At 56.4% G+C, this 18,134-nt stretch carries 18 protein-coding genes; 13 read left to right on the plus strand and 5 right to left on the minus strand.

The window, feature by feature from the left end:
- The first annotated feature begins 3 nt into the window (after positions 1-3).
- From motA to U9O48_RS01955, 5 genes are read left to right on the plus strand one after another with little or no spacing between them, the layout of a single operon-like run.
- Positions 4-867 (plus strand): flagellar motor stator protein MotA, encoded by an 864-nt coding sequence (gene motA, locus U9O48_RS01935; protein ID WP_100777999.1) that lies wholly within the window; start codon positions 4-6, stop codon positions 865-867.
- Positions 867-1,784 (plus strand): putative lateral flagellar export/assembly protein LafU, encoded by a 918-nt coding sequence (gene lafU, locus U9O48_RS01940; RefSeq protein ID WP_285145594.1) that lies wholly within the window; start codon positions 867-869, stop codon positions 1,782-1,784. Before motA ends, lafU begins: the two co-directional genes overlap by 1 nt.
- A gap of 2 nt (positions 1,785-1,786) precedes the next feature.
- A complete protein-coding gene (locus tag U9O48_RS01945; RefSeq protein ID WP_324723420.1) occupies positions 1,787-2,545 on the plus strand; it encodes a C40 family peptidase in 759 nt (252 codons plus the stop codon).
- Positions 2,546-2,582: 37 nt separating this feature from the next.
- Positions 2,583-3,632, plus strand: coding sequence for a plasmid segregation protein ParM domain-containing protein (gene parM / locus U9O48_RS01950; RefSeq protein WP_285150565.1), 1,050 nt, complete (start codon positions 2,583-2,585; stop codon positions 3,630-3,632).
- Positions 3,625-4,155 carry a hypothetical protein gene (locus U9O48_RS01955; RefSeq protein WP_285150564.1) on the plus strand — a complete coding sequence of 177 codons (531 nt, stop codon included), beginning with the start codon at positions 3,625-3,627 and terminating at the stop codon, positions 4,153-4,155. Before parM ends, U9O48_RS01955 begins: the two co-directional genes overlap by 8 nt.
- A gap of 208 nt (positions 4,156-4,363) precedes the next feature.
- Here U9O48_RS01955 and U9O48_RS01960 read toward each other — a convergent pair whose 3' ends face one another.
- Entirely contained in the window at positions 4,364-4,645 is a 282-nt protein-coding gene (locus tag U9O48_RS01960; RefSeq protein ID WP_282494755.1) for a YjcB family protein, read from the minus strand.
- Positions 4,646-5,140: 495 nt separating this feature from the next.
- Between U9O48_RS01960 and U9O48_RS01965 the strand changes: the two genes are divergently transcribed.
- Both U9O48_RS01965 and U9O48_RS01970 read left to right on the plus strand, forming a co-directional pair.
- The gene (locus U9O48_RS01965; protein ID WP_282494754.1) at positions 5,141-6,529 is read left to right on the plus strand and encodes a sensor domain-containing diguanylate cyclase; all 1,389 of its coding nucleotides are present in this window, start codon (positions 5,141-5,143) and stop codon (positions 6,527-6,529) included.
- Positions 6,530-6,781: 252 nt separating this feature from the next.
- Positions 6,782-8,368 (plus strand): EAL domain-containing protein, encoded by a 1,587-nt coding sequence (locus U9O48_RS01970; RefSeq protein ID WP_282494753.1) that lies wholly within the window; start codon positions 6,782-6,784, stop codon positions 8,366-8,368.
- Here U9O48_RS01970 and soxS read toward each other — a convergent pair.
- The gene (gene soxS, locus U9O48_RS01975; protein ID WP_100777992.1) at positions 8,365-8,691 is read right to left on the minus strand and encodes a superoxide response transcriptional regulator SoxS; all 327 of its coding nucleotides are present in this window, start codon (positions 8,689-8,691) and stop codon (positions 8,365-8,367) included. The two genes, U9O48_RS01970 and soxS, sit on opposite strands and share 4 nt — an antisense overlap.
- A gap of 98 nt (positions 8,692-8,789) precedes the next feature.
- Between soxS and soxR the strand changes: the two genes are divergently transcribed.
- From soxR to U9O48_RS01995, 4 genes are all read left to right on the plus strand, one after another.
- Positions 8,790-9,248 (plus strand): redox-sensitive transcriptional activator SoxR, encoded by a 459-nt coding sequence (soxR, locus tag U9O48_RS01980; RefSeq protein ID WP_282494752.1) that lies wholly within the window; start codon positions 8,790-8,792, stop codon positions 9,246-9,248.
- Positions 9,249-9,639: 391 nt separating this feature from the next.
- Positions 9,640-10,308 (plus strand): glutathione S-transferase family protein, encoded by a 669-nt coding sequence (locus tag U9O48_RS01985; protein ID WP_282494751.1) that lies wholly within the window; start codon positions 9,640-9,642, stop codon positions 10,306-10,308.
- Between the two features lie 304 nt (positions 10,309-10,612).
- On the plus strand, positions 10,613-11,962 hold the full coding sequence (ghxP, locus tag U9O48_RS01990) for a guanine/hypoxanthine transporter GhxP (protein WP_282494750.1): 1,350 nt from the start codon (positions 10,613-10,615) through the stop codon (positions 11,960-11,962).
- Between the two features lie 151 nt (positions 11,963-12,113).
- Entirely contained in the window at positions 12,114-13,757 is a 1,644-nt protein-coding gene (locus U9O48_RS01995) for a Na+/H+ antiporter (RefSeq protein WP_282494749.1), read from the plus strand.
- Between the two features lie 151 nt (positions 13,758-13,908).
- On the opposite strand, the gene U9O48_RS02000 is transcribed toward U9O48_RS01995, so the two are convergent.
- A complete protein-coding gene (locus tag U9O48_RS02000; protein ID WP_324723421.1) occupies positions 13,909-14,796 on the minus strand; it encodes a LysR family transcriptional regulator in 888 nt (295 codons plus the stop codon).
- A 102-nt stretch (positions 14,797-14,898) separates the two neighbouring features.
- Here U9O48_RS02000 and U9O48_RS02005 point away from each other — a divergent pair, with 102 nt between their 5' ends.
- Positions 14,899-15,309 carry a CidA/LrgA family protein gene (locus tag U9O48_RS02005; protein ID WP_324723422.1) on the plus strand — a complete coding sequence of 137 codons (411 nt, stop codon included), beginning with the start codon at positions 14,899-14,901 and terminating at the stop codon, positions 15,307-15,309.
- Positions 15,302-15,991 (plus strand): LrgB family protein, encoded by a 690-nt coding sequence (locus U9O48_RS02010; RefSeq protein WP_324723423.1) that lies wholly within the window; start codon positions 15,302-15,304, stop codon positions 15,989-15,991. The genes U9O48_RS02005 and U9O48_RS02010 overlap by 8 nt, the downstream gene beginning before the upstream one ends.
- A gap of 40 nt (positions 15,992-16,031) precedes the next feature.
- Here the strand turns inward: U9O48_RS02010 and actP are convergent, their stop codons facing one another.
- Positions 16,032-17,681: a cation/acetate symporter ActP gene (gene actP, locus U9O48_RS02015; RefSeq protein WP_282494745.1), complete on the minus strand. Its 1,650-nt coding sequence runs from the start codon at positions 17,679-17,681 to the stop codon at positions 16,032-16,034.
- Positions 17,678-17,992 (minus strand): DUF485 domain-containing protein, encoded by a 315-nt coding sequence (locus U9O48_RS02020; RefSeq protein ID WP_095280408.1) that lies wholly within the window; start codon positions 17,990-17,992, stop codon positions 17,678-17,680. Before U9O48_RS02020 ends, actP begins: the two co-directional genes overlap by 4 nt.
- Positions 17,993-18,134: the final 142 nt, after the last annotated feature.

Here is an 18,134-nt window from a genome sequence, read left to right on the forward strand (position 1 = left end):
TATATGCAAAAGTTTCTCGGTATTTTCATTATTTTCGCCTGCGTCGTCGGCGGTTTTCTCATGTCCGGTGGACGCCTCGCCTCATTCTGGCAGCCCGGTGAAATCATCATCATTCTCGGTGCCGGCCTCGGCGCGATGGTGCTCGCCAACCCGCGCCCGGTGCTGGCAGAGATGTATCGCCAGTTTCGCGGCATTATGCGCAAAAACGAGTACACGGATGAGTATCAGCGTCAGCTATTAATGCTGCTGTTTGAACTGCTGGAGCTGGTGCAGGACGGCGGTCTGAAGGTGCTGGACGCGCACATCGAAGTGCCGGAAAGCAGCCCGCTGTTCCAGAAATACCCGCTGATCCTGCAGAACAAAGCGCTGATCACCTTTATCTCGGACAACTTCCGTCTGATGGCGATGGGCAAGATCAACGAACACGAGCTGGAAGGGATTCTGGAGCAGGAGCTGGTGGCGATGGAAGAGAACCTTCTTCAGCCGTCCCGCTCCCTGCAACGTACCGCAGAGGCGATGCCGGGCTTTGGGATCTGCGCCGCGGTTCTCGGGATCATCATCACCATGCAGTCTATCGACGGCTCCATCGCCGTGATCGGCGTGAAAGTGGCGGCGGCGCTGGTCGGGACCTTCCTCGGCGTCTTCTTCTGCTACTGCCTGATGGACCCGGTGGCGAACGCCATGGAACAGAACACCAAAAAGCAGCTCGCGGTGATCGAATGCGTGCGTACCGTGCTGGTGAATCACGTGGCGGGCAAACCGACGCTGCTGGCGGTGGATGCCGGGCGCAAAATGCTGCCGCTGGATTCCAAGCCGACCTTCGCCACCCTCGACGGCTGGGTGAACCAGATGACGGGTGAATCCTGATGCGCGGCACTCGCGGAAAAGAACATACCACCATCATCAAACGTTCCTCGCGCAAAAGCCATGACACCTTTCATGGCGGAGCGTGGAAGGTGGCCTTCGCCGACTTTACCCTGGCAATGATGGCGCTGTTTATGGTGCTGTGGATCATGGGGTCGGTGACGGAGGAGGAGCGCAAAGAGATCGTCTCTCAGCTTAACGGCGAGTCGATTTTTGAGGGCCACTCCCTGACGCCGATCACCCAGCCGAACGGTAGCGGCGGCAAAATTGCGGTCACGGAAAAGCGCGATCGCGAGACGAAAAACGCGAAGTCAGAGAAGCCGATGACCGTCCAGGCGGGGCTGAAAGGCGAAAGCCTGGAGGACGTGAATAAACGTTCTCAGAAAGAGATCGAAGATCTGGCGCGCATCATCATGAAGATCACCTCGGCCTACGATGCTCAGTCGAACCTGAAAATGGAGATCGTTCCGCAGGGGCTGCGGATCCTGATCACCGACGATCAGAAGCGCGAGATGTTTCAGCGCAGCAGCGCGATCCTGACGCCGTTCTTCACCCGTCTGCTGACGGAGTTCGCCCCGGCGCTCAACAAGATCGACAACAAAATCATTATTACCGGCCACACGGACGCCACCCGTTTTCGCGACCAGGATCTCTACAACAACTGGAATCTGTCCGGGGAACGTGCGATGCAGGCGCGTAAAGTCCTGACCAGAGCTGGCCTGGAGCCGGGCAAAATTTTGCAGGTGAGTGGGATGGCCGATCAGATGCTGATCGACCCGCAGAATCCGCTCAGCTCTTCGAACCGCCGCATTGAAATCATGGTGCTGACCCACTCGGCGAGCGAATCGCTTTACCAGTTCTTTGGTCAGCACGGCGAGAAAGTGATCAAGCCGATTATCGATAAAATCTCAAAGAAATAACGATGTTGACCCTCATTACACTCCAGACCCTACGCCGTGTGGCGCTTGTCGCCGCGCTGATGGTGGCTGGAACCTTACATGTCGAAGCCGCCCCGCGCCGTGAGTCGGTCACAGACGAAGAGAGCGCCGCCAAAACGCGCATGCGCAACCGCGAAGCGCTGCTGAAAAAAGCGCGTACCCGCATCGCCGTGGTGCCGGTGACGCCGGAGCAAAAGCGCAAGCAGAGCGAGGCGAAGCGCCTTGAGCGCGTGCAAAACCGCGAGCAGCTGGCGATGCACAAGCGCTGGCAGCCCGGCAAACTCTCGACAGATATGATCTGGGAGCCGCTGCCCGGCGAGAAGATGAGCCCGCGCCTGCAGGCGTCGCTGAAAAAAGTGATTCAGCTGCTGCAACAGCAGATCGGCAAACCTTACGTCTGGGGCGGCCAGACGCCGGAGGAGGGCTTTGATTGCAGCGGCCTGGTGTTCTACGCCTTCACGCCGGTGCTGAGCCGCAACCTGCCGCGCACCGCCAACGGCATGTATCAGGACCGAACCCTGCGCCAGATTAAGCAGGACAAATTACGCCGCGGCGATCTGGTGTTCTTCAACATCAACCAGCGTCCCGGCGCGGATCACGTCGGGGTGTATCTCGGGGACGGCAAATTTATCGAAGCCCCGCGCACCGGCCTGAATATTCGCATTAGCCAGCTTTCTGACAACTTCTGGCAGGACCACTATCTCGGTGCCCGCCGCCTCTTAACTGACGAAGCCGTGCTCTGACCCGGCCCCATTTTTCAGAACGATTGAGAACAAATCCATGACCCAGACGTGTAAAAAATTCGCCATCGACGACGGATCCACCAATGTAAAAATCAGCTGGATTGAAAACGGCACTCTCAAAACCGTGGTCTCGCCGAACTCCTTCCGCAAAGACTGGAAAAGCGCGGCGCTGCTGCGCGGCCAGGCGGTGCATAACTACACCATCGGCACCACCAAATACACCTACGACGCCACCTCGGATAAAGCGCTCTCCACCACCCACATCGACTACCAGTACGACGATTTAAACCTGCTGGCGGTGCATCACGCCCTGCTGCAGACCGGGATGACGCCGTGCGACGTGGAGGTGATAGTGACCCTGCCGATCACCCAGTTCTACAAGCCGGACGACTGCCAGCGAAACGAAGAGCGGATCGAAGCGAAGCGTCAGAACCTGATGCGCGACATCTCCCTCAACAAGGGCGAACTGTTCCGCATCGTGGACGTACAGGTGATGCCGGAGAGCCTGCCTGCGGCGCTGTCGCATCTGCTCAACTCGAACGTGAATGAATTTACCAAATCACTGGTGATCGACTGCGGCGGCACCACCCTCGACATGGGCGTGGTGATTGGCGAATTCGATGATGTGTCGGCCATCTACGGTAACAACGAAATCGGCGTGGCGATGGTCACGGACGCGACGCGCAAGTTGCTGGCCGCCGCCGACAGCGACTCCAGCTATCTGGTGGCCAACGAGCTGATCAAACGCCGTCACGATCTCAACTTCGTGAAAAGCGTGATTAACGACGAATCGCGCATCGACGAGATCCTCGAAAAGATTGAGATCAAAATTCAGGAGCTGGGCGATCAGGTCGCTTACGAAGCGAAAAAATTCGCCAAGAACCCGAACCGCGTTTACCTGGTCGGCGGCGGTGCGCATCTGATCGAAGGGGCAATTCGTGAGGTCTACGCGACGCTCGGCGATCGCGTGGTGAGCATTGAAAATCCGCAGAGCGCCCTGTCGCGCGAGATCTGCCTGTACCACTCTGACGCCGGTGCCCAGGTGGTGGATGAACCCTTAATGGCCGAGGTGGGTGACGATGCGTAAGGGACAGATTCGCCGCGTCAATCTGTCCCTGCACCTGACGCCAGACCAGTCGCGCGCGGATCTGCGCGCGATGCAGCAGCTGCAAGCCTGGCATCAGTCCATGGACAAAGCGGCCAGCATTGACGATACCAATATGGAGATCCGCACTTTTCATCGGAACGTCTATCTGGCGGGCCTGCAGCTGCACCTGATGGACCCGGCAGTGTGTCGCCATGTGGCGGAATCGTTGGGGCGCGAAGAACTGACGCTCGCGGAGCTGCTCGGGGAATTGATGCCGCAGACTGTGGATGATTCATCCAATGAACAGATGGCGCAGTTGCAAAAGATTCATGCCGAAATTGCCGCGTTAAAACCGCTGATGGAACAGCAAAAGCTGGCGTTACAGCAGCTGCGTTTGGCCGGAAAAACGGCTGGTTCGCCAGAGCCTGAGCGCGCGGCGAGTGGGGCAGAGGAGCGGGATTTGAGCGAGGTGGATGCCCCGACGGAGAAGATGAAGAAGGTGCGGGCGAAGGGGATATTTTGAGTGGGCTGATGCCCTCACCCTAACCCTCTCCCACAGGGAGAGGGGACCGTCCGGCGGTTTCCCTCACGCCTGGCGAGGGACTTCTTTCTCCCTCTCCCTTTGGGAGAGGGGACCGTCCGGCGCTTTCCCTCACGCCTGGCGAGGGACTTTTTTCTCCCTCTCCCTTTGGGAGAGGGCAGGGGTGAGGGGGCCAGACCGCACAATTAAATCAGGTAATCACCATCGGCCAGTCAGGCGGTGTATGGCTCATCGCCTCAATCATCACCACTTTCATGTTGCTCCAGATCGTCGCCACATCCACCATCGTAATGCCGAGCAACCCCATCGCAAACCAGCATGCCGCGCCGAGACCGAGCAGGGTGCTGATCACTGCCAGCCCCGCGAAATCAGCTTTACGTAATTGAATGTTCAACGTGCTGGCTAAAAACATCAAAACCGCACTCAACAACGGCCAGCGCAGTAAAACCATGCTGGTGGTAATGGTCGCCATAAAACCGATCCTCGAATAGCTGACGGACAACAATGAAACAGTGTTTCGCGTTACAAAATATGTGTGAACTATATCACATTTGTTCTTTTATTCGCCAGCCTTGTTGCCGCAAAAATGTGCGCTTTCTAACCAATCGAAGGAAAATAATGGGTATGCAGAATATATCTTTGCAGGCTAATAGTGATTTACAGAGGGTGTTTATAAGGAATTCATTAAGATAGAAAAGTCTCTACAGGCTGGAAGGGTCTGTACAATATTTACAGTATTAAACCTATAGCTTATGCTTGAACGGATAATTAAATATACACAATTAATAATTCAGGCTACTGAATTCATTGCTTTTTATTCTCTGGTGTCACTTATTATTCACACACACATGCAATTCTGTACATAGTTATGCGATACCTGGAATAAATTGTCTCAATGAGATTATTCGAATCCTGAGTTATTCGTTGCGCCTGGTTTCTATGAATCAATGACCTGCGAATAAATCTGATGAAAGAGACATGCCGCGAAATTGTTAACGACAGCATGCAGGCTTTGCATGCTTTAGCAAAACTGATGCCGCTGTTAACGTCCCAATGCTCCCTGACGGAGATGCTGGAGACGATCAATCGCTCGCTGGGGTCGGCGCTGGCGTGGGTCAGCGTGGATGACGACCGGGGCCTGCCGCGCGTGGTCTGCGCGGGGGATGTCACCTGCCACTCGTTTGAAGTCACCGATTTTCTCGCCAGCACCCTGATGCAACGCCATCACCGTTCGTGGCGCGCGATTTACTGGAAAGAGAATATTGGCCGCTCGATATTTACCGCTCAGCATCCGGGTTATTCGCAATTACAAAGCGGCGTGCTGTGCAAACTCTCTTCCCGTGACGGAAGCTGCAACGGCTATTTCTTCCTGGGATTTTCGCAACGATTATGTGCCTTACCGACGCTGAAAAATGTGGTGGTGGTGCTGGTTGAAAAATTAAAAGATTATTTCGCCGAAATGATCTCCCGCGAAAGAACGGCGAAAGAGATGCAGCTGGTGGTGACGCAATATAAAACGTTATTTGAACGTGCCCCGGTATTAATGAACTCCTTCGACAGGCGTAATCGCTGTGTGCTGTGGAACGTTGAGTGCGAAAAAGTATTTGGCTGGAGTATGGCGGAAATTAATTTACACCCCGATCCGCTGGCGCTGTTTTATCCCGATCCGGAAGTCCGACGGCGGGTGCGTGATTCCGTGAATGTCTCGCCCCTCAAGGACATGTACGAGTGGCGGCCCATCAGAAAAGATGGCACGCAGCTTACGATCCTGTGGTCAAATATTCTGCTGCCTGATGGCTCTATTTTGAATATAGGGCTGGATATTACCGAGCGTAAAAAGGCAGAGGAGCAACTGGCGCTGAAAGCCACCACCGACGATCTGACCGGATGCTTTAATCGGTCGGCTATTTTGCAGCAACTTCAGGCCGTGATGGAACGCAATCAAAGCTATTTTTGCGTGTTAATGTTTGACCTGGATTATTTCAAGCAGATTAACGATGAGTGGGGCCATCAGGTGGGAGATGCCGCTCTGGTGCATTTTTGCGATCGTCTGCGTGAACTGAGTCCGACGCATGCGGCGCTGGGCCGGGTTGGCGGCGAGGAGTTTTTACTTCTATTATCAGAGACAGATTGTGATGCGGCGATGGCGCTCTCATCAAATTTACGCGCCATCCTGCTGGAAAGGCCGATGCTGGTTGGGGACAAATCGCTGATACTCTCCTTTAGTGCCGGGGTGGTGGAAGTGGGCTGCGGGCATCGCGATACCTCTTCACTCCTGACGCGCGCCGACAAAGCGTTATATGACGCCAAACGAAGTGGAAGAGGGAAAACGGTGATCGCAATTGATTATTTATAAATCAATGCGCCCTTGCTGTGTTATCTTAAAACTCATCATTACGTTTTGATATTTATTATCCTTAATAAAAATCGAACCCATTCTTTAAGTTTGGCTTACGGGCAAATATTATCGTCATAACCAAATATTGGGTTTCTGATGATAAAAGTCAGTTGCTAACTTCGCATGATTCATGCAACGTAATCACCTGTTTATCAAAGCATCCGGCCTTCATTACTACAGGCACACATCATGCAGGGATATAGGGCGGAAATGAATCGTAGCGCACGGCGCAAGGTGCTGAGGGTCGTCGGGATCATCATGGTAGTTTCACTACCGGTGATGCTTGCGCTATGGTTTGCACAGCTCAGAGCCGTCACCGAAACAAGTAGTCAGCTACGTTCTTTTGCACAACTCGCTTTAGATAAAACTGAACTGGTTATTGGACAAGTTGATTTAGCCCGCGACGCTGCCGAAAAATATCAGGGCGAAGTTTGTTCACCTGCCCATCGGCAATATATGTTGAACGTGGTGCGTGGCCGTCTGTATGTGTCCGATTTAATTTATGCCGAAGGTCAGCAGTTTCTTTGCTCCACGGTGATGATGCCTGATAAGCCTTATCTGATACCTACTGCAAATTACAAACGTAAACCCGACGTCTCTATCTATTATTTCCGCGATACGCCATTTTATGCCGGTTTTAAAATGACATATATGCAGCGCGGGAATTATGTCGTGGTGGTCAATCCGCTCTCCTACAGCGAAGTGATGTCGACGGATCATTCTCTGGCCTGGGGCGTATTTGATACGGTCACCAATGCCTTCTTTTCCGCCAGTCCACAGGCCGATATTTCGTTATTACATACGCTTGTCGGAAATGTGAACGAGCCATTCCAGAAAAATGACCGTTTTTACACCATCGTCAATTCGACGAAACGACCTATTGCCGCCATTGTTTCCACCTCGAACACCCGCTTTTATGAAATTCTTTATCACCAGGCCACATTGACCCTGCCGCTGGGAATGATTTGCAGCATTATTATTTTGCTGGTCTGGTCGCGTACGCACCGCGAATTTAATTCGCCAGGGCGCTTATTGCACCGCGCGCTCAATAAGCGCCAGCTCTGCGTTCACTATCAGCCGATCATTGATATTAAAAATAATCGCTGCGTGGGTGCCGAAGCGCTGCTGCGCTGGCCGGGGTTTAACGGCCCGGTGATGAGCCCGGCGGAGTTTATTCCGCTGGCGGAAAAAGAGGGAATGATTGAGCGCATTACCGATTATGTCGTCGAGGAAGTGTTTAACGATCTCGGGGAGTTTTTGGGCAACAATCCGCACCTGTATATTTCGATTAACCTGTCGGCGTCGGATTTCCACTCGTCGCGTCTGATTGCCCTTATCTCGGATAAAGCGCAGCAGTACGCGGTGCGGGCGCAGCAGATTAAAATTGAAGTGACGGAGCGCGGGTTCATCGATGTGCCGAAAACTACGCCGGTGATCCAGGCGTTCCGCCAGGCGGGTTATGAGGTGGCGATCGATGATTTCGGCACCGGTTATTCGAACCTGCATAACCTCTATTCGCTCAACGTCGATATCCTGAAAATCGATAAGTCGTTTATCGATACCCTGACCACCAACAGCACCAGCCACCTGATTGCCGAGCACATCATTGAGATGGCCCAGAGCCTGCGGTTGAAAACCATTGCGGAAGGGGTGGAAACGGCGGAGCAGGTGACCTGGCTGCTGAAGCGCGGCGTGCAATATTGTCAGGGCTGGCACTTTGCGAAGGCGATGCCGCCGCAGGAATTTATGACCTGGCAGCAACAGCCTGTCGGCGTGCTGATCCCGCGCACGAGTTAGTTCAGCTGGTGGCGGTAATCGCTCGGGGTGCGGTCGAACTCACGACGAAATACCCGGGAAAAGGTCTGCTGCGAGACATACCCCAAATCCATGGCGATATCAAAAATCGGACGCTTGGTGGTGCGCAGCGCCTGCGCGGCCAGCAATAACCTACGCTGACGGATGTAATCCCCGAGCGTCTGATGCATCACGGTGCGGAACATCCGCTGCAGATACCACTTCGAATAGCCCGACTTTTTAGCGACAGCGTCAATATTTAACGGTTGGTCGATATGCTCATCAATCCATTCAATCAATGTCTGAATAATTTGCTGATGCGACATAAGGTTGCCCCTCTTTAGATACAACTTTCTCTGTTGATTCGTCGTTTTCTCTGCGGGGGAGTATAATTCCTCAAGTTAACTTGAGGTAAAGAGGTTTTATGGAAAAGAGATTACCCAGAATTAAGGCGCTGCTGACGCCGGGGGAAGTCGCGAAGCGTAGCGGGGTGGCGGTCTCGGCGCTGCATTTCTATGAAAGCAAAGGCTTAATTAAAAGTATCCGCAACGGCGGGAATCAGCGTCGCTACACCCGTGATGTGCTGCGTTACGTGGCGATTATCAAAATTGCGCAACGGATTGGGATTCCGCTGGCGACCATCGGCGATGCGTTTGGCGTGTTGCCGGAGGGGCATACGCTGAGCGCGAAGGAGTGGAAGGAGCTTTCGTCGCAGTGGCGCGTGGAGCTGGATCGGCGCATTCATACGCTGGTGGCGTTGCGCGATGAGCTGGACGGGTGCATCGGGTGCGGGTGTTTGTCGCGCAGCGATTGTCCGCTGCGAAATCCGGGGGATACGCTCGGGGCGCAGGGGACGGGGGCGCGGTTGTTGGAGGAGGATTAGGGGCTGTGCGGTCTGGTTGCCGGATGCGCTTCGCTTATCCGGCCTAAAAAACCTGCAAACGGCACGGGACCCGTAGGCCGGGTAAGGCGCAGCCGCCACCCGGCAAAACCACCGCACCAACCCCAAAAAAACTAAAGCGCCAAACGAAGGCGCTTTAGTTTATTCCCGGTCTTTGTCTTTCTCTCTATCCCGCTGGTTCACGGGAGGGTTTCCCCCGACATCAACACCCCTCATGTCGAGCACGTTGGGGAGGTTCCGGTTTGTGTTGACACTTTAATTGTATGCAAAACCCCGCTGTTCGCCAGTCGCCGTGGGCAGAATCTCGGCAAAAGTTTTTCGCCATGTTGTGCAATTTTCTATAGTTAGTTTGTATGAATCACAGGAGAACACCATGCTGACGCTCCACCACCTGAACCAGTCCCGCTCCCAGCGCGTCCTTTGGGCCCTTGAAGAGTTGTCCGTACCGTATCAAATTGTTCGCTACCAGCGCGAAAAAACGATGTTGGCCCCGCCGTCGCTGAAAAAAGTGCATCCGCTGGGCAAGTCGCCGGTTGTCGAGGACAACGGGCTGATCCTCGCCGAGTCCGGCGCAATTCTGGAATACCTGCAGGAAACCTACGACACCCCGTCGCAGCTCAAACCTGAGAGCGCGGCCAACAAAATCCAGTACCGCTTCTGGTTGCACTACGCCGAAGGATCCCTGATGCCGCTCCTGCTGATGAAGCTGGTGTTCGCCAGTCTCGGCAAACCGCCGATTCCCTTTGGCATGCGCTCGCTCGGCAAAGTGCTGGGCGGCGGTGTGCAAAAAGCCTGGCTCAATCCGCAGCTGGAAACCCACGCCCGCTATATCGAATCTCATCTCAGCGAAAACACCTGGTTCGCCGGTGAACAGCTCAGCATGGCCGATATGCAGATGACCTACCCGATCTTCGCCCTGCTGGCGCGCGGCGGGATCGACAACCTTCCTCACACTCAGGCGTGGAAAAAACGGGTCGAAATGCGCCCGGCCTGGCAGCGCGCGATCCAACAGGGTGGTCCGTTCGATATCCCCGGCGAGTGACAGATTGTTATCAAATTGCGCATTCACGATAACGTTTGCGCATCCTCTGGTTATTTCTTCAGCGTCATAAGGGAATTTTAGCGATAAACGATAAAGTTCAGTTGAAAAGGGCGTGTATTACGCTAGATAATCGTTTGCCTTCAATTCAACACCCGTTTTGTTAGCGCGGAGCTAAACGTTTGCTTTTTTTGTGACGGCCCCTTTTCGTCGCAAACGCAGCACAAGGATTTGACGTTTCGCTGGCAGTGGAGTTGTCCACCACGCTTACAGACGAATGATAAAAATTTCTCAGGGGATGTTTGCTATGTCTACGCCTTCAGCGCGTACCGGCGGTTCACTCGACGCCTTATTTAAAATTTCTGCTCGCGGCAGCACCGTGCGCCAGGAAGTGGTTGCAGGTCTGACAACGTTTCTGGCGATGGTTTACTCTGTCATCGTGGTGCCGGGCATGTTGGGCAAAGCGGGCTTCCCGCCTGCGGCGGTCTTCGTTGCCACCTGTCTGGTGGCGGGCGTCGGCTCCATCGTCATGGGCCTGTGGGCGAACCTGCCGCTGGCGATTGGCTGCGCGATCTCACTGACCGCGTTCACCGCGTTCAGCCTGGTGCTGGGCCAGCACATCAGCGTGCCGGTTGCGCTGGGTGCGGTGTTCCTGATGGGTGTGCTGTTCACCATCATCTCTGCTACCGGGATTCGTAGCTGGATCTTGCGCAACTTGCCGCAGGGCGTGGCGCACGGCACCGGCATCGGTATCGGCCTGTTCCTGCTGCTGATTGCGGCGAACGGCGTGGGTCTGGTGATCAAGAACCCACTGGACGGTCTGCCGGTCGCGCTGGGCCACTTCGCCAGCTTCCCGGTGATCATGTCCCTGATTGGTCTGGCGGTGATTATCGGCCTGGAAAAACTGAAAGTGCCGGGCGGCATTCTGCTGACCATCATCGGCGTTTCGGTGGTGGGGCTGATTTTCGATCCAACCGTTCACTTCTCCGGTATCTTCGCCATGCCATCCCTGAGCGACGACCAGGGCAACTCCCTGATTGGTAGCCTGGACATCGTTGGCGCGCTGAACCCGATTGTTCTGCCAAGCGTTCTGGCGCTGGTGATGACCGCGGTGTTTGATGCCACCGGCACCATCCGCGCGGTCGCGGGCCAGGCGAACCTGCTGGACAAAGACGGGCAGATTATCGACGGCGGCAAAGCGCTGACCACCGACTCCCTGAGCAGCGTCTTCTCCGGCCTTGTCGGTGCGGCTCCGGCTGCGGTGTACATCGAGTCCGCAGCGGGTACGGCGGCAGGCGGTAAAACCGGTCTGACGGCGATCACCGTCGGCGTGCTGTTCCTGCTGATCCTGTTCCTCTCTCCGCTCTCGTATCTGGTTCCGGCTTACGCGACTGCACCTGCGCTGATGTACGTCGGCCTGCTGATGCTGAGCAACGTGGCGAAAATCGATTTTGCGGATTTCGTTGATGCGATGTCCGGCCTGATTACCGCCGTGTTTATCGTCCTGACCTGTAACATCGTGACCGGCATCATGATCGGTTTTGCCTCGCTGGTGATTGGTCGTCTGGTCTCCGGTGAGTGGCGCAAGCTGAACATCGGCACCGTAGTGATTGCGGTGGCGCTGGTGGCGTTCTACGCAGGCGGCTGGGCAATCTAAGTTGTCTTTTCCTGCGAAAACGGGTGGCTCAGGCCGCCCGTTTTTATTTTCGGACCCCACTTCGTTGTCTTTTGCGTTACTCTGGGAAATGTAAAATAGAGGCACGACGCTTCATGTTTTAGACAATAAGAAACACGCAAACAGGGAACGCATGGAAATCTTCTTCACAATACTCATCATGACCCTTGTGGTCTCACTTTCCGGGGTAGTCACCCGCGTACTGCCCTTCCAGTTACCCCTCCCGCTGATGCAAATTGCCATAGGCGCGCTGCTGGCGTGGCCGACGTTTGGCCTGCACGTCGAGTTCGATCCCGAGCTGTTCCTCGTGCTGTTCATCCCGCCGCTGCTGTTTGCCGACGGCTGGAAAACGCCGACGCGTGAGTTTCTTGAACACGGGCGAGAGATATTTGGCCTGGCGCTGGCGCTGGTCGTCGTCACGGTGGTCGGGATAGGGTTCCTGATCTACTGGGTGGTGCCGGGCATTCCGCTGATACCCGCCTTTGCGCTGGCCGCCGTGCTGTCGCCAACGGATGCGGTAGCCCTTTCCGGTATCGTCGGCGAAGGCCGCATACCGAAGAAAATCATGGGCATCCTGCAGGGCGAGGCGCTGATGAACGACGCCTCTGGCCTGGTGGCCCTGAAATTTGCCGTCGCCGTGGCGATGGGAACGATGATTTTCACCATCGGCGGCGCGACCGTTGAATTCTTCAAAGTGGCCATCGGCGGTATCCTGGCCGGGTTTGTGGTGAGCTGGCTGTACGGCCGCTCCCTCGGGTTCCTCAGCCGCTGGGGCGGGGACGAACCCGCCACGCAGATCGTCCTGCTGTTCCTGCTGCCGTTTGCCTCTTACCTGATTGCCGAACATATCGGCGTGTCGGGCATCCTGGCGGCCGTTGCGGCGGGGATGACCATCACGCGTGCGGGCGTGATGCGCCGCGCGCCGCTGGCGATGCGTCTGCGCGCCAACAGCACCTGGGCGATGCTGGAGTTTGTCTTCAACGGCATGGTGTTCCTGCTGTTGGGCCTGCAATTGCCGGGCATTCTGGAGTCTTCGCTGGTGGCGGCCGAGGCTGACCCGAACGTCGAAACCTGGATGCTGTTTACCGATATCGTGCTGATTTATCTGGCGCTGATGCTGGTGCGTTTCGGCTGGCTGTGGACGATGAAAAAATTCAGCCTGCGTTTTCTGCACAAGAAGCCGATGGAGTTTGGCTCCTGGTCCACACGCGAGCTGTTGATCGCCTCGTTTGCGGGCGTACGCGGGGCGATTACCCTCGCCGGTGTGCTCTCGATTCCGCTGCTGCTGCCGGACGGCAACGTCTTCCCGGCGCGCTACGAGCTGGTGTTCCTCGCCGCGGGCGTGATCCTGTTCTCGCTGTTTATCGGCGTGGTGATGCTGCCGATCTTGCTGCAACATCTGGAAGTGGCCGACCATTCGCAGCAGCATAAAGAGGAGCGCATCGCGCGCGCCGCAACGGCTGAAGTGGCGATTGTCGCCATCGAGAAGATGGAAGAGCGCCTGGCGTCGGATGCTGAAGAGAACATCGATAATCAGCTGCTGAAAGAGGTGAGTTCGCGGGTCATTGGTAACCTGCGCCGCCGCGCCGATGGGCGTAACGACGTCGAAAGCTCGATGCAGGAAGAGGATCTGGAGCGCCGCTTCCGTCTGGCGGCGCTGCGCTCAGAGCGGGCCGAGCTTTACCATTTGCGTGCGACAAGGCAGATCAGCAATGAGACGCTGCAGAAGCTGCTGCATGATTTGGATTTGCTGGAAGCGTTGTTGATTGAGCAGTAGGGGTGGTGCGGCCTGATGCCCTCACCCCGACCCTCTCCCACAGGGAGAGGGAGAAAACCGAACTATCCCTCTCATAGGGAGAGGGCGAAAAACCGCTCCGAACTGTCCCCTCTCCCTTTGGGAGAGGGCTAGGGTGAGGGGAAACAAACGACTACTCCCCCTTCACCCAAAACCCCTCACAACACGTCAACCACGCCTGGGCGCTGTGCGACAAATAAACCCCGTCGCGCCAAATCATCCCTAACTGCCAGTGCAGATCGCTCTCGAGCGGGATCCAGCGCAGCGTGTTTTTATCCAGCCGCTCGCAAATCGGCTGCGGCAATATCGCAATCCCGACGCCCGCCTGCACCATGGCGGCGAGAAAATCCCACTGGCCGCTGCGCACGGCGATGCGCGGTTTGACGCCGTGCTGGTGGAACAGCTGCATCAGCTGGCGGCTGAGGGCGAAATCTTCGTTGTAAATCAGCAGCGGATGTTCCGCCAGCAACTCCGGTTTTACGGTGTCGATGTGCATCCAGTCCCCGGAGCGCGGGACCAGCACGCAAAGAGGATGGCTGAACAACGGCAGCGTCGCCAGGCCGCTGTCCTCTTCGACGGGCAGGGCGGTCATCGCCAGATCCAGCTCGCCGTTCATCACCGCCTGCTGTACGGTCAGGCCGCCGAACTCGGAAATCTTTAGCTCCACGCCAGGATAGCGCTGACGATAGAGGCTGATCGGCCCGGCCATCATCATCCCGACCATCGGCGGAATGCCTAAGCGCAGCAGGCCTTTATTCAGATGGTTAATATCGCCAAGCTCCGCCTCCAGCTGGCGGAATTCGGCCAGAATCGCCAGGCCGCGCTCAAACACCACGCGCCCGGTGTCGGTCAGCAGCAGCTTGCGACCGTCGCGGATCAACAGGGTACAGTTCAGTTCATCTTCGAGATTTTTCAGCATCTTGCTGATGGTGGGCTGGGTGACGAATAACTTCTCCGCTGCGCGGGTAAAACTCTGCTGGCGAACCACTTCGACAAAATAGCGCAGCGTTCTTATGTCCATGATTATTCCTCGAAACTATACCTTTGATGATTTTAATTCATTTCAGTCCACTTCGTGTGGTCACTATACTGGCGCTTCATCTCATTTCTGAGGAATTCCCCCATGGCCGTGGCGTTAAGTCGTGTTACGCCTGCTGTTGTGCAACGGCTCCAGGTACCGGTTCAGGTACTGCTCTATGCCGCACTGTTTGTTTTCGCTGAATATCTCGTGACATGGCTGCACCTGCCGCTGCCCGCCAATCTGGTCGGCATGGTGCTGATGCTCGCGCTGATTCTGTGCCGCGTCATCCCGTTGAGCTGGATCCGCGCGGGCTCCCGCTGGCTGCTGGCGGAGATGCTGCTGTTCTTCGTTCCGGCGGTGGTGGCGGTGGTGAACTACGCGCAGCTGCTGATGGTCGACGGCTGGCGGATTTTCGCGGTGATCGCCCTGAGCACGCTGATGGTGCTGGGTGCGACGGCGTGGGTCGTCGATAAAGTCTATCGCTTTGAAATCAGCAGGCAGAAGCATGACTAACTTTCAGGTCAGCGTTCTGTGTCTGGTGGTCACGCTGGTGATCTACTTCGCCAACAAACGCCTCTACCGCCGCTTTCACGCCCTGCCGCTGATGCCGCTGGTCTTCACCCCGATTTTACTGGTGCTGATGCTGGTCTTCGGCCACATCTCCTGGCAAAACTACATCGGCGAATCCCACTGGCTGCTGTGGCTGCTCGGGCCGGCGACCATCGCGTTTGCCGTGCCGGTTTACGACAACCTGGCGGTGATCCAACGCCACTGGATGTCGCTCACGGCGGGCGTGGTGACGGCCACCGTCGTGGCGGTGACCAGCTCCGTCTGGCTGGCGCGTCTGTTCACTTTGTCCGATGAGATCCAGCGCAGTCTGGCGGTGCGTTCCGTCACCACGCCCTTTGCGCTGGCGGCGGCGAAACCTCTCGGCGGGCAGCCGGATCTGGTGGCGCTGTTTGTCGTCGTGACCGGCGTGTTCGGCATGGCGGTGGGCGATATGCTGTTTTTGCGACTGTCGATTCGCGAAGGGATGGCGAAAGGGGCCGGATTTGGCGCGGCGTCGCACGGTGCGGGGACCGCACGGTCGTATGAAATCGGTCAGCAGGAAGGTGTGGTCGCAAGCCTGGTGATGATGCTCTCCGGCGTGACAATGGTGCTGGTTGCACCGCTGGTGGCGTGGGTGATGTTCTGAAAAAGAATCCCCGGCCAGAGCGGCCGGGGAGAATTAACGATTAATGCGCGCGGCCCTGATCGATCCCAAGACCGGTTTGTGAACGGATAAACTGGGCGCGGAATTTGTCGCGTTCCAGGTTACCTTCCGCCGAGTTATCGGTCGCCGAGAAGAACCAGATACCGATGAACGCCACGGCAATGGAGAACAGCGCCGGGTATTCGTACGGGAAGATGGCTTTTTCGTGGCCGAGGATCTGCACCCAAATCGTCGGGCCGAGGATCATCAGCACTACCGCCGTCAGCAGGCCCAGCCAGCCGCCAATCATCGCGCCACGGGTGGTCAGTTTTGACCAGTACATGGAGAGGAGAATGATCGGGAAGTTACAGCTGGCGGCAATCGAGAACGCCAGGCCGACCATGAAGGCGATGTTCTGTTTCTCGAACAGAATCCCCAGCAGGATCGCCACCACGCCCAGAATCAGCACCGTGATTTTGGAGACTTTTAGCTCCTGACGCTCGGTCGCCCCTTTGCGCCAGACGTTGGCGTACAGGTCATGAGAAACCGCCGACGCACCCGCCAGGGTCAGACCCGCTACCACCGCCAGAATCGTGGCGAAGGCTACAGCGGAGATAAAGCCGAGGAACAGGTTGCCGCCCACGGCATCAGCCAGATGCACCGCCGCCATGTTATTCCCGCCAATCAGCTGCCCCGCCGCATCTTTAAACGCCGGATTCGCGCCGACCAGCATGATCGCGCCGAAGCCGATGATAAAGGTCAGGATGTAGAAGTAGCCCATAAAACCGGTGGCGTAGAAGACGCTTTTACGCGCTTCGCGGGCGTCTGATACGGTGAAGAAGCGCATCAGAATGTGCGGCAAACCGGCGGTACCAAACATCAGGCCGAGCCCGAGCGACAGGGCGGATATTGGGTCTTTCACCAGCCCGCCAGGGCTCATGATCGCTTCGCCTTTCGGGTGAACCGCCATGGCTTCGGTGAACAGGTTGTTGAAGCTAAAGCCGACGTGTTTCATCACCATAAAGGCCATGAAACTTGCGCCGAACAGCAGCAGCACGGCTTTGATGATCTGTACCCAGGTCGTCGCGAGCATCCCGCCGAACAGGACGTACATCACCATCAGCACGCCCACCAGCACCACGGCAACGTGGTAATTCAGGCCGAACAGCAGCTCGATCAGCTTCCCTGCGCCCACCATCTGCGCAATCAGATACAGCGCCACCACCACCAGCGAACCGCAGGCGGAGAGGGTGCGGATCGGGCCTTGCTTCAGGCGATACGACGCCACATCAGCAAAGGTATAGCGCCCGAGGTTACGCAGGCGTTCGGCGATAAGGAACAGAATGATCGGCCAGCCGACCAGGAAGCCGAGGGAGTAAATCAGGCCGTCGTAGCCGGAGGTGTAAACCAGCGCGGAGATCCCGAGGAACGAGGCGGCAGACATAAAATCGCCCGCAATCGCCAGGCCGTTCTGGAAGCCGGTAATATTGCCGCCCGCGGTGTAGTAATCATTACGCGAGCGCACGCGTTTCGACGCCCAGTAGGTGATGTACAGGGTCAGCAGCACGAAAATCAGGAACATAATAATCGCCTGCCAGTTGGTTGGCTGGCGTTGTACCTCGCCGGTAAGGGCATCGGCCGCATTGGCCGCAAAAGGCAGTGTGGCGGCTAGCGCCGTCAGAACTCGCTTCATGATGCTTTTACCTCACGCAGTACCGCTTTATTAAGACGATCAAATTCACCGTTGGCGCGCCAGACGTAGACGCCGGTCAGCACGAAGGAGATGACAATTACCCCGATGCCGATAGGGATGCCGCGCGTGACGCTGGTTCCGGCGTGCAGCGGGGTGCCCAGCCAGTGCGGCGCAAAGGCGATCAGCAGAATAAAGCCGACGTAGATAATCAGCATGATGATGGAAAGGATGAAGGCAAACCGTTGCCGTTTTTCGACGAGCTCCCTGAAATGCGCACTATGTTCTATCCGTTGATAAATATCAGTATTCATCACAGAACTCTCCAGAGTATTGGTGTAGAGGAGGGGCTTTTATTATTCCCTCTCCCTTGAGGGAGAGGGTTAGGGTGAGGGGGGAAAGGTGCGGTCTGATGCCCTCACCCCGACCCTCTCCCACAGGGAGAGGGAGAAAAAA

Source organism: Lelliottia sp. JS-SCA-14, from assembly GCF_035593345.1.
GTDB lineage: Bacteria > Pseudomonadota > Gammaproteobacteria > Enterobacterales > Enterobacteriaceae > Enterobacter > Enterobacter wanjuensis.